This is a genomic window from Paenibacillus sp. FSL R5-0475 (assembly GCF_038004585.1).
GTDB lineage: Bacteria > Bacillota > Bacilli > Paenibacillales > Paenibacillaceae > Paenibacillus_AQ.
In genome coordinates this window covers 3,116,242-3,128,852 of sequence record NZ_JBBORK010000001.1, presented here as the reverse complement: position 1 = coordinate 3,128,852, position 12,611 = coordinate 3,116,242, and the positions used below count along the sequence as shown (strand labels likewise).

Annotated in this window: 9 protein-coding genes; 7 read left to right on the top strand and 2 right to left on the bottom strand. The window is 41.9% G+C overall.

All coding sequences use genetic code 11. The features are described 5' to 3' along the window. Nucleotides 1-84: 84 nt before the first annotated feature. Nucleotides 85-1,548 (bottom strand): ATP-binding protein, encoded by a 1,464-nt coding sequence (locus MKX41_RS14025; protein WP_340971250.1) that lies wholly within the window; start codon nt 1,546-1,548, stop codon nt 85-87. A gap of 205 nt (nt 1,549-1,753) precedes the next feature. Here MKX41_RS14025 and MKX41_RS14020 point away from each other — a divergent pair, with 205 nt between their 5' ends. Both MKX41_RS14020 and MKX41_RS14015 read left to right on the top strand, forming a co-directional pair. Further along, nucleotides 1,754-2,476: an MOSC domain-containing protein gene (locus MKX41_RS14020; RefSeq protein WP_340971248.1), complete on the top strand. Its 723-nt coding sequence runs from the start codon at nt 1,754-1,756 to the stop codon at nt 2,474-2,476. An 83-nt stretch (nt 2,477-2,559) separates the two neighbouring features. Then, the gene (locus tag MKX41_RS14015; protein WP_340971246.1) at nt 2,560-4,629 is read left to right on the top strand and encodes a serine hydrolase domain-containing protein; all 2,070 of its coding nucleotides are present in this window, start codon (nt 2,560-2,562) and stop codon (nt 4,627-4,629) included. Between the two features lie 93 nt (nt 4,630-4,722). Here the strand turns inward: MKX41_RS14015 and MKX41_RS14010 are convergent, their stop codons facing one another. After that, the gene (locus MKX41_RS14010; protein WP_340971244.1) at nt 4,723-5,154 is read right to left on the bottom strand and encodes a flavodoxin domain-containing protein; all 432 of its coding nucleotides are present in this window, start codon (nt 5,152-5,154) and stop codon (nt 4,723-4,725) included. A gap of 413 nt (nt 5,155-5,567) precedes the next feature. Between MKX41_RS14010 and MKX41_RS14005 the strand changes: the two genes are divergently transcribed. The 5 genes from MKX41_RS14005 (at nt 5,568) to MKX41_RS13985 (ending at nt 12,510) form a co-directional block, all read left to right on the top strand. Beyond that, nucleotides 5,568-5,909, top strand: a complete 342-nt coding sequence (locus tag MKX41_RS14005; protein ID WP_340971242.1) for a DUF4181 domain-containing protein — start codon at nt 5,568-5,570, stop codon at nt 5,907-5,909. 226 nt (nt 5,910-6,135) lie between these two features. Further along, complete coding sequence (locus MKX41_RS14000; protein ID WP_340971241.1) at nt 6,136-7,047, top strand: phosphatase PAP2 family protein; 912 nt, start codon at nt 6,136-6,138, stop codon at nt 7,045-7,047. A gap of 84 nt (nt 7,048-7,131) precedes the next feature. Next, nucleotides 7,132-8,487: an MFS transporter gene (locus MKX41_RS13995; protein WP_076286555.1), complete on the top strand. Its 1,356-nt coding sequence runs from the start codon at nt 7,132-7,134 to the stop codon at nt 8,485-8,487. A gap of 33 nt (nt 8,488-8,520) precedes the next feature. Next, the gene (locus MKX41_RS13990) at nt 8,521-10,785 is read left to right on the top strand and encodes a beta-glucosidase family protein (RefSeq protein WP_340971238.1); all 2,265 of its coding nucleotides are present in this window, start codon (nt 8,521-8,523) and stop codon (nt 10,783-10,785) included. Nucleotides 10,786-10,809: 24 nt separating this feature from the next. Further along, nucleotides 10,810-12,510 (top strand): glycoside hydrolase family 3 protein, encoded by a 1,701-nt coding sequence (locus MKX41_RS13985; protein WP_340971236.1) that lies wholly within the window; start codon nt 10,810-10,812, stop codon nt 12,508-12,510. Nucleotides 12,511-12,611 lie beyond the last annotated feature (101 nt).

Below are 12,611 nucleotides of genomic sequence, written 5' to 3'. Positions count from 1 at the left end.
CTTCTTTTCCAGTTATGTATAAGCATTATAATGTGAAAATCAGGTGCATTCTTGCACGATGTTGCGATTCCGGAACTTCTTATGTTATATGACAGCTTCCTCTGGCTCTAAAATTTTTGGAATGGTTACCGTAAATGTAGTGCCTTGCTCAGGAACACTTTCTACACTGATCGCTCCGCCATGATTATGTACAATATTCTGCGTGATCATAAATCCAAGGCCTGTTCCTGTTTCTTTTGTCGTATAAAATGGTTTACCAAGTGCTTTAATCTGTTCCTCTGTCATCCCGCAACCTTCATCTTGCACGCTGATTCGGGCTTCACTTTCATTTGTAAGCACATGAATATATATGTTTCCTCCACTATTCATTGCTTCCATCGCATTTTTGAGTAAATTAATAAATACCTGTTTCAGCTGATAAGCCTCACCATGGATCCAAATGGAGTGATCTGTACAGACAGGGAGGATCTGAAGGTTTTTCAGTGCAGCTTGTCCATTCATTAGTGTGGTGACTTGTTCTAGTAAAGATAATAAATCCACTGGTTTACTGATATGCGTCGTCTGTGGCTTGGATAAGACCAGCAGCTCGTTAACGATAAATTCGATGCGTTTCAATTCTGACTCAATAATGAAAAAATATTTATCATTCATGCGCTCGGAAGAGCGAAGCAGCTTCATGAAGCCGTTAATGGCGGTAAGCGGATTTCTGATTTCATGCGCGATTCCAGCAGCTAATTGCCCTGCAGTAGATAATTTCTCGGATTGGATTAGCCGTTCTTCTTCCAGCATTTGCTGAGAGACATCTTTAAAAATTCCGATAAATGCCATGTTTCCATTGAAAATAATCGGTAATGTGAATCCATCCACAAATTTCTGCTGACCGTTTAAGCAATTAATTAAGTAGCAAACAGAGCCAATCGTGTCACCACTGTAATACCTTTCCCTTCGTTCTTGGAGGATTGCATGGTTGGTAAGGTCTACAATATTAGTAGTGGATGTACCCACCAATTGATTCAGGCTCTCCGCATGGATTAACTGTAAGCCCGCTGAATTCACATACTGAATAATCCCTTTTGCTGTAATAACAACGGTCAGAGGTAATCCCTCCAGGAGTTGCAGGAATGATTTATCTTTTTCTAGTAGACTGCTTTCCGCTTCTTGTAGCTGAGTTTCTATATGCCTGATCAAGGTCTTGTTCTCAAATTGAGTAAAATAATATAGGGGTGCACCATTAGCTCCCGAAACGATAGATATGGAGATCTCTATTGATAACAGCTGTCCGGTTGGTAGGTAGTAGGCCTGTTGGAATCGATGCGGATGGATGTTCATAGAGGAAAGAGACCTTCCAAGCTCAGCAATTTCATGGATCTGACTTAGAAGGGTTCGGACGGATGGTGAAGGTGTTATTAACTCGTTATGATCATATCCCAATAGGGTACTTAGGGCTGAATTCCATTTTAGGAACGTTCCATCTAACGAAACTAGAGCCATTCCAATTACAGCATGTGTAAAAGCAAAATCAAAACTTTGGAATTCATTGGACCGCACTGCTATTCACCTCTCATATTCTTTCCACTATATGTAATAGTCATAGTATAAAACATATAATCAAATAAAATATATAAATTTTTATGTGATCGAGAATCGTTCGAAATAGCTATGTGTTGTTGTGAAAATAAGGGTGCAAGAGTCAAACGATTTCAGTTAGAATTAAAGGATATGTTGTATTTTTAGAAAGTGGAGGCGTTGTGCCGTGGAATCAATCGTTGGTGAAATCAGAGAAATTAATCGCTATCCAGTCAAGTCATTTGCAGGTGAACGATTGGAAACCTGTGTAATAGAACCGTATGGAATGTTAGGTGATCGCTTCTGTGCCTTTTATGATGAGTCAAAAGAGGGCTGGTGGCGGTATTTTACGGCTAGAAATAATCATAAAATGCTTACCTACCAAGCGCAATTTATCAATGGAGAAATTCATGTAAGGGCTTCGGATGGACGAACCTTTGGGTGGGATGAGCATTTATTGGAAGAAATCCAAAGCCAAACTAAAACGCGAATTACCATGTCTAGTATAAAAGCTTCACATCCACAGCCAGAGCACCCGCAATTGTTATCGGTGGATGGCGCCAGTATTTTACTCATCACGGATGCTAGTTTGAAGAAGCTAGAGGCTGCGTGGGGACATTCCTTAGATCAGCGCCGGTTTCGTGGGAACTTTGTTATAGCTCTAAGCGATGAATCTCTTTTCGAAGGGGATTGGATCGGGCGGCAGCTCTCCATAGGAGATGTTCAGCTACAGGTAGATAGTTTTTGTGAGAGATGTATGGTTATCACGATGGACCCGGATAGTCAGGAAAGAGACCCTAAATTATTGAAAAAACTAAACCAAGAATTTGAACTACACTTCGGAGTGTACGCTTCTGTAGTTAAGACAGGGGAAATCAGAATCGGAGACAAAGTAGAATTAATGGATTAGATAATGATATAAACGTCCTTTACATTCTCATATGGATAATTTACCCTTTAAAGGAATGGAAAATTCATAGCGGGAGGGAATGTATGAAGAAGAAAATAATATCCCTGTTGATGGTATCTTTACTTTTAGTAGTGTATCTTCCTACGAATGTATTAGCAGCGGATAGCAGCAAAACGCAAACATATGTGAACACTCAGAAGGTCGCGGCAGAGAAGGCAGCATTCTTAACGGAAAAGATAGGAACGACAAGTCTCCAATATGCTCTTATCGATGGCGATAATATCGTTATGAGCGGCACAGCTGGATACAGCCATGTGGAGAGCAAGACAGCACCAAGCACTACAACGATGTATGGAATTGGCTCGACGAGTAAAATGTATACGACCGCTTCTATTATGAAGCTCGTTGATCAAGGAAAGGTAGATTTGGATGCACCTGTCGTATCGTATCTGAATAATTTTACGATGGAAGATTCACGTTATAAGCAAATCACCGTACGAATGCTGCTGAATCATTCATCAGGTCTTGGGGGTTCAAACTTATCAAACTCGTTCTTATTCAATGATTCTGATTCTATCGCCAAAGATAATTTGCTGGCGACTTTGACAACTCAACGCCTAAAGGCAGATCCAGGAGCCTACTCAGTATATTGTAATGATGGATTTACGCTGGCGGAGTTGATTGTTGAGAAAGTTAGTGGAATGGACTTCACTACATTCATCCATCAGAATTTTACAGGTCCTTTAGGGCTTGGGCATACGAAAACGCCAGTAGATTCTGTGGATTCTAGACAGCTGGCAAGTGTATACAATGCTACCTACCCTGCCGCTTTACCCCAAGAGACGATTAACGTGATTGGAACAGGGGGCATCTATTCTACGGCTGAAGATTTGGTGCGATTTGCAACTATTTTCACTGGAGGATCGAAAGAACTTCTGTCAGAAAAATCAGTAAAAGCGATGGAGCAAGAGGAGTACAAGCGTGGAATGTGGCCAAAAGGAAAAGATAATTCGTTTGCGTATGGATTGGGCTGGGACAGTGTAAATTTATATCCATTCAATCAGTACGAGATCAAAGCTCTGACAAAGGGTGGGGATACAACTCTGTATCATACTTCACTTGTTGTATTGCCTGATCAGCAGATGGCAGCAGCTGTGGTATCTTCTGGTGGGGATAGCACAACCGATCAGATGCTTGCTAACGAAATATTGCTCAGTGCGCTACAAGAAAAGGGAGTTATCAAGGAATTAAAACCTACACCTACATTTAAAGCTTCGAACAAAGAGGTTATGCCGCAGGAATTGCTGGATTATGCGGGTGTCTATGCGGATTCTACACAACTGATGAAGATAGAGATTAGTAAAGCTGGGGAATTGAGTGTATCTTCGATTATGGCACCTACATTTCCAGGTCAGAAATTTTCGTATAATACAAACGGTGAATTCTTAGATGCAACGGGTACTAATAAAGTCAGCTTTGTGAAGGAAAGCAATGGACGTGTCTACCTTTGGATTCAAGGGTATGGGGTCATTCCAGGGCTTGGTGAGACTGCTCTTTCTCAATATTCAGCTGAAAAGCTAGAGGCAAACGCTTTATCCAATGAGGTCTTGTCAGCTTGGCAGCAGCGTCAAGGGAAATTGTATTTTGATGTCAGCGAGAAGTATAGCTCACAATTTTACATGAGTATGCCAGTAGCTGGAATTGCTATGTTCCCTGATGCACCGGGCTATATGGGCTCAAATAAAATAACTGGGCCGAATAAAGCTGAAATGACCGTGCAAATTCCAACTTTAGGTGGGCGCGATCTTGCGGATATTGTTTTTGAAAATAAAGAGGGCGTGGAGTATCTCAAGATTGGAAACCAATTATTTATAACGCAGGATGCCATTAAACCTATCTATGCCGGCCCGCAATCATTGGTAACCATTCAAGCAGATGGATATGCGAGATGGTATGAAGTACCTGAGACAGCATCAGGCAAGTTGATGACAGTAGGGCTACCACCTAAAGGTTCCTTTGCTGTTTATGATGCGAATGGTGTGTGTATAAATTTCTCTACTGTCAGTGGTCTTACGAAAGTTAAACTTCCGAATAACGGGAAAATTGTATTTGTAAGCGATGTGGGTGCGAAGTTTGAATTGACAATCAAGTAGTAATAAACCATTCAATTATATTATTAAAAAAGATTCTGTTATCCAGATAATATATCTGGATAACAGGATTTTTATTAGAAAATTCTATATTCCCTATTTAAAATTCTTAGAAAACTCTTTTATTTTATCTACAAAAATCCCCTTGAGCTGATCAGTACCTTCTTTGGGAGCCTTATAGGCTTTATAACCGCCAAAGGATTCGATGCAAACCGCAGCTTTCTTTAGATCATCCGGAAAATTCTTCTCAATTAATTCCTCCGTAGTCTTTGGTTTTTCGTTACAAATATAGTAGCCCATCTTCTTATTTAGTAACTCATCTTTATTTTTTTTGATAAAATCACGAATCGCTTTATATATTTTCTCGTCTCTTACTCCAGCACCTAAAATAATGCTATCAAATGCCTCAAGACTTGGCTTCTCTATTTCAATATTACAGATCTTACTCTGAGGAAGCTCTTCTGATAATACCTTTGCGCATTGCTCTGTTGCCCCTGATTTTGTAGCGTATAGAATAAGTACTGCCATTGTGGTCCCTCTTTTCAGTTTAAATTGTTCAGGTTTCAAAATACCCTCGCAAATCGAATATCTTGATAATCGAGATATTATCTATACTATCGAAAATGCAGATCTTTTGTCAAGTTAGCAATAAGTTCTCATGCGTTAATCAAACACCCTTATTATGGTATCATAGGGATAATTACGCTATCACTAACTACATCTTTTAAGAATCAAACGATAAAGAGGGGAGTGGAGATAAGTTGAGTATTATCGTAATGCTAGTCATCTATTTTTTGCTTGGAGTATTCGTGATTAAATTAGGCATCGATAACTCTAGAAGTACGCAAATATCAAAAGAAATATTAAATGAGTTAAGAGAAATCAAAGAACTAATGATAAGAAATAAATATGAATAACTTCTTAGAAGGAGGGCATCAGGATTGATCATTCCATTTTTATTATTAATTATTGCTTTTTCTGGTTTTTTTCTAAGGATATGGATTGTTGGCCCGGATAAAGAAAAACTTTCTGACGAAGGTAATGAGCTAAATATAAAAGGTAAATTAATACTCGGACTTATTGGATTAATTTCGGTAATTGTCATAATGATAGCTGATGGCGTACAGGGGATGGGAATGAAGTGGTTTTGGATTGTATTCATAATTATTTCCCTAGGATTTCAGTCATTTATTGATTGGAAATTTTTAAAGCATACGAAACAACATATCGTTTCACTGATTTTGTTAGTTGAAGGTGTGGTGTTAGTTTATTTCCTTTTCTAATCGTTTGTACCATAAAGCCTAATCTCCTGTCGCGTGCACAAGGGATTAGGCTTTTTTGCTTATTGTAGATAAACGATCCTTTTGATTTATTGATCACTTTTTCACATAAGAGGAGGGTTAAAATCTACCCTAGTTTAAGTTATTATTCGCCTATCCGAATTCATGAATGGAGCTTTATAATCTCAAATGTAAGCGTTTCCTAAATGAGTATAAAGGGGATGAGGAGATGACGACAAAAGGGACAAAACGTTTTAAATGGGGATTTCTTATAGTATGGGTCATGTTAATGACGATCTTTACGTTTAATGATCTGAATCTATCCAAAGCTCTGTATAACGAACATGAATCGCGGTTTGGTTGGTTTTTTGAGGTATATGGAGAACATCCAGCTTTTCTAGTGTTATTCGCAGCTGGGAGTATTCTATTTAGTACGGTTAGAAATGAACGGTTGATAAAGAAGATTATGGTCCGTCTGGTGTCCGGATTATTCATCCTACTTAGTGGATTTGGTATTATAACGATTACTTTAACTCGTGGGTATGGGCTGGATGGGGATCATGTTATGATCAACAGTTTAATTATAACCGTACTATTTGCAACGTTGTGTCAATGGCTATTGAACCGTATAGCTGTTCAAACGCTCAGACAGTATAATCGTGCTGCTTGGGCAGCTATCGTGATCGTATTCGCGGAGATTCTGCTTGTAAATGTCCTCAAAATCTTTTGGGGAAGGATGCGTTTTCGTAATATGGAGGGCGATTATTCTCTATTTACAAGCTGGTTTCTCCCCCAAGGCATTCAAGAGAACGGCGTCACAACGGAAGCATACAAATCCTTTCCTTCGGGTCACTCTGCCAATGGCTGGACCATGATGCTGTGGATGATGTTTATGCCTTTCGCTAATAAATGGCGCAATATCATGCTTGTCTGTGCGGTAGTGTGGGGAATCAGCACCTCGACTAGCCGCGTCATTATGGGAGATCATTTTGCAACGGATGTATTATTTGGAGCATTTATTACAATTACTTGTATGCTGCTGTTCTGTAAGCTCTTTAAGGTTGATCTGTATCCTAATAGTCAGCCTAACGCTACCGCTACCGCTCTGTTAAAAGATAAAAATGCCCCCTATTTTCGTTAAAATACGGACAGTTTAAAAGAATCAGCTTCAGTACAATGCAATTAAGAAAGCGCTAACAAAATGCGGCGCAGGGGAGATGGTAGTATGAATGAAAATCAAATGCCATGGAGAGAGCGAATTAGTTATGGGCTAGGCGATACCGCGTCAAATCTAATTTTCCAGATGACAACACTTTACCTCATGTACTTCTATACGGATGTGTTTGGTCTGAACCCTGGTGCAGTAGCTGTGGTATTTCTTGTTGCACGGGTAATCGACGCGATCGTCGAGCCGTTCATTGGTGTCATGATTGACCGCACGCAAACAAAGTGGGGGAAATGCAGACCCTATTTTCTTTGGCTTGCTGTTCCTTTCAGCTTGACTGCAGTACTTATGTTTTTGACGCCGGATTTTGGTGATACGGGCAAACTTGTATACGCATACATTTCGTACACCGTGCTCGGTATTATGTATTCCGGTATTAATCTACCACTGTCTGCAATCCTGCCAAGTCTGACTAGTAATTCTAATGAACGTACAGTGATCAATACGGTTCGTATGATATTCGCCGTAATTGGGGTTGTTACAGTTAGTGCTGGAACGATGCCGCTTGTGAAAGCTTTTGGTGGTGGCGATCAAGCAAAGGGTTTTCTGGTCACCATGATCTTGTTCTCAAGCATTGCACTGCTGCTGTTTCTAAACATGTTTGCGAACACTAAAGAACGCGTAAAAGCCATTGATGAAAAACCGCTTCCGATGCGAGAAGGTGTTAAAGCGCTCAAAGGCAATGTACCTTGGTTGATCATGCTTCTGATGAGTTTGTTCCTGTGGATCACAACATCGATACAAGGACAGACCAGCATTTATTATATGACCTATTATATGAAAAAGCCTGAACTCATTCCTATCGTGAATTCGATGCAATTGTTGATGATATTTTCGATGGTGATCGCTCCTTTTGTAGTGAAGAAAATTGGGAAAAGGAACACAATTATTATGGGATCAGTGGTTTCTATCATTGGCTACCTTATTGCAATTACTGGGGGGAATGCCCTTTCTGTTCCGGTGCTGTTGGCAGGGCTTCTTATAAGCGGGCTTGGCATGGGAGTAGGAGCAGGTCTGATTTTTGCAATGATGGCCGACACGGTTGATTATGGGGAGTGGAAATCAGGTGTTCGGGCACAAGGCCTACTTTATTCAGCTGCTAGTTTTGGGGTTAAGGTGGGGATGGGACTCGGTGGAGCACTTGGTGGGGTGATATTGTCGATGGGTGGTTATGTAGCTAACTCCACGGCGCAGTCAGAATCCGCATTAGCTGCGATTTCATTTAACTATTTGTGGGCACCGATTATTGGCCAAATTATTATGATTACTTTGCTGTTGTTCTATCGTCTTGACAAGGATCAACCCGTTATGATGCGTGAACTCGAGGAACGTCGCAATTCTTCTATCGCTATGTAAAGAAACTAGTCATTCATAAGGAGTGAAATGAACATGGTACTTAACATTCAAGAAATTATTGCACAAATGACTTTAGAGGAAAAAGCAGGTCTTTGCTCAGGACTAGATTTCTGGCAGACAAAAGCCGTCGAACGACTAGGTATTCCATCCATCATGATGACAGATGGTCCACATGGTCTGCGTAAGCAAAAAGCTGGGAATGATCATTTGGGTATATTCGATAGTGTCCCTTCTACTTGTTTTCCGGCAGGAGCTGGAATGGCTTGCTCTTGGGACCGGGAGCTAATCAAGCAGGTAGGTGCAGCCATTGGGGAAGAGTGTCAGGCAGAAGATGTCTCTATTTTACTGGGGCCTGGAGCTAATATTAAACGTTCACCCTTATGCGGCCGCAATTTTGAATATTTCTCTGAAGATCCGTATTTATCCTCCGAGATGGCAATAGGCCATATTGAAGGCGTTCAGAGCCAAGGCGTAGGAACTTCGTTAAAACACTTTGCTGCAAATAATCAAGAGCATCGGCGTATGTCTGTAGATGCAATTGTAGATGAGCGTACACTAAGGGAAATCTATTTGGCGAGCTTCGAAAGCGTGGTGAAAAAAGCGCAGCCATGGACCGTTATGTGCTCCTACAATCAGGTGAACGGCGAGTATGCTTCAGAGAATCCGTATTTACTCACGGATATATTAAAAGAAGAATGGGGACATGAAGGGTTCGTAGTTTCTGACTGGGGTGCGGTGAATGAGCGAGCTAAAGGCTTAGCGGCAGGTTTGGAGCTAGAAATGCCGTCAAGTAATGGTGCCGGTGATCAGAAGATTATCGATGCGGTTCAGAGCGGAACATTATCTGAAGCAGCACTGGATCGTGCGGTGGGTCGCTTGCTTTCTATTATTTTCAAAGCTGTTGAGAATGACAAAGAAAATGCTTCCTATGATCCTGAGGCACATCACCAATTAGCTAGAGTTGCTGCCAGAGAAAGCATGGTACTCCTTAAAAATGAGGGTGGTCTTCTTCCTCTGAAACGTGAAGGCTCCTATGCTGTGATCGGTGATTTTGCCCGTAATCCACGTTACCAAGGTGGTGGAAGCTCACATATCAAGCCAACTAGGTTGGATGATATATATTACAGCCTTCTAGAAGAAGCGGGTTCATATGCGAAATTGAGTTATTCTCAAGGTTACGTTTCTGATAGCGATGAGCCGAGTCTGGAACTTATTGGGCAAGCCATAGAAGCCGCTTCACAAGCAGATACGGCGATTGTGTTCGTCGGATTGCCAGAGCGCTATGAGTCTGAAGGCTACGACCGGACTCATCTTCGTATTCCAGAGAGTCAGATCCGCTTGATCGAAGCAGTCGCTGATGTTCAGCCTAACACTGTCGTTGTGCTGAGTAACGGATCGGCCATTGAAATGCCTTGGATCAGCAACGTCAAAGCTGTGCTTGAGGGTTATCTAGGTGGGCAAGCGCTTGGTGGTGCCATCTCCGATCTGTTATTCGGAAACGTAAGCCCATCAGGTAAGCTGGCAGAGACCTTCCCTATGGAGCTGGAACATAATCCTTCCTACTTAAATTTCCCTGGCGAAGGAGATACCGTTGAATACAAGGAAGGATTGTTTGTAGGATACCGCTACTACGATGCTAAGCGAATTTCACCTTTATTCCCGTTTGGTTATGGTCTCAGCTATACAACATTTGCATACTCTGATTTTTCGGTAAGTTCGCACTCTTTGAAAGATACTGACACGCTGCAAGTAAGCGTGAAAGTTACCAATACTGGCGCTATGCAAGGCAAAGAAGTAGTACAGCTATATGTAAAAGACGTACTCAGTAATGTGGTGCGGCCAGAGAAGGAGTTAAAGGGCTTCGCGAAGGTAGATCTGCAGCCTGGGGAAACGAAGCAGGTAAGCTTTACGCTTGATAGCAGAGCGTTTGCTTATTATAACGTGAAGCTGAAAGATTGGCATGTGGAAACCGGTGAATTTGAAATTTTGGTGGGAGCTTCTTCCCAAGAGATCCTGCTTGTTGAGTCTGTGGTTGTTGAATCAACTGTATCCCTCGCTAAATCCTATACCCGTAATTCAACTATAGGTGATCTTATGGGAGATCCACAGGCTGCTGCTATTATTCAAGCTATGCTGTCACAAGCTGGTGAGATGATGCCCATGCTTCAGGATGGCTCGGATATGATGATCGAGATGATGCGCAACATGCCGATTCGTGCAATGGTTATGTTCAGTCAAGGTGCTATGACGGAACAAGGGTTAGATGAGCTGATTAATCTATTGAATTCCAATAAATAAATCTGGGAGAGTGAGATAAAAGACATGATAGATTTGAAAGCTAAACCGTTTCATCTAGATGATGAGGGGATTAAATGGGTAGAACAAACCTTAGCCTCTCTGGATTTGGTGGGCAAGGTCGGGCAGTTATTTTGCCCGATCGGGTTCACCGATGATAAGACGCAGCTGGCACTTTTGACACAAGGGATTAAGATTGGCGGGATTATGTTCCGTCCCGGTCCAGGAGAGCTGGTGCAAGAAACACATCGCTACTTGCAGGATACATCGGATATTCCGCTGCTAATTGCAGCTAATTTTGAAGCAGGAGGTAATGGTTCTGCGGCAGAGGGTACTTTCTTCGGCAAGCAGCTGCAAGTGGCGGCGACGGATAATACCGAAATGGCTCGTAAACTTGGTATCATTGCCGCGCGGGAGGGTGGTGCTGTAGGCTGTAACTGGGCTTTCGCACCCATTCTCGATATCGACTATAATTTCCGTAATCCGATAACCAATGTTAGAACATTCGGTTCTGATCCGCAGAGAGTAGCTCGCATGAGCAAGGCTTATACCGAAGCGATTCAAGAGCATGGCATGGCGGTATCTATTAAACACTTCCCTGGAGATGGCGTTGACGAAAGGGACCAGCATTTGTTGACCTCTATTAACTCACTTTCAGTGGAAGAGTGGGATGCTACCTTTGGAAAGGTATATGCGGATTGTATAGAAGCTGGCGCGCATACGGTTATGGTAGGGCATATCGCTCATCCCGCCTATTCTAGAGAATTACGTCCGGGGATTACAGATTTGGAGATTATGCCTGCAACTTTAGCTCCTGAGCTTTTAAATGATTTATTGCGTAACAAGCTCGGCTTTAATGGATTAATTACTACAGATGCTACGCCAATGGCGGGATTCACGATGGCAATGAAGCGGGAGCTAGCGGTTCCGACATCCATAGCTGCAGGTTGTGATATGTTCCTCTTTAACAAGAGTTTAGAAGAAGACTTTGCCTATATGATGAAAGGAATTGAGACCGGCATTCTGACGGAGGAACGCGTGAACGAAGCAGTGACTCGTATTCTTGCAGTGAAAGCTGCGCTGGGACTTCATAAGAAGAAACAACAAGGCACGCTCGTTCCAGAAAAAGAAGCCCTTGCCGTCCTTGCTTGCGAAGAGCATGTGCGTTGGGCTCAGGAATGTGCAGATGAGTCAGTTACATTAGTGAAGGATACACAGGAGATGCTCCCCATTAGTCCTGAGAGTCACAAACGTCTACTGGTATTCACACTAGGAGGCGAGGAAGGATTATTCGGAGGGGCAGATATTGCACCTTACTTCATTTCCAAGCTAAAAGAGGAAGGATTCGAGGTAACGCTCTTCAATAAGAGTGAAGTTGATTTCAGTGCCATGTTCGGAGGTGTAAAAGCGTTAACGGATCACTATGATGCTGCGGTCTATATCTCAAATCTGGAGACCCATAGTAATCAAACCGTTGTACGGATTAATTGGGCACCTCCATTTGGGGCAGACATGCCATGGTTTATTCAAGAACTGCCAACGATGTTCATTTCTGTAGCGAATCCTTATCATTTGATCGACGTCCCGCGTATACCAACGTTCATTAATGCCTATTCACCAAGTAATTATGTGGTAGATGCACTGATTGAGAATCTTGTGGGGCGTTCCTCCTTTAAAGGAGTTAATCCTGTGGATCCGTTTTGTGGCTATTGGGATACACAACTATAATTAGAATTCATAGAGATCTGTAATAGTATCAAGCGATTGAATAGGATAGTTCTATTCAATCGCTTTTTTTATAATATAATAGGACATAATACATATATTGA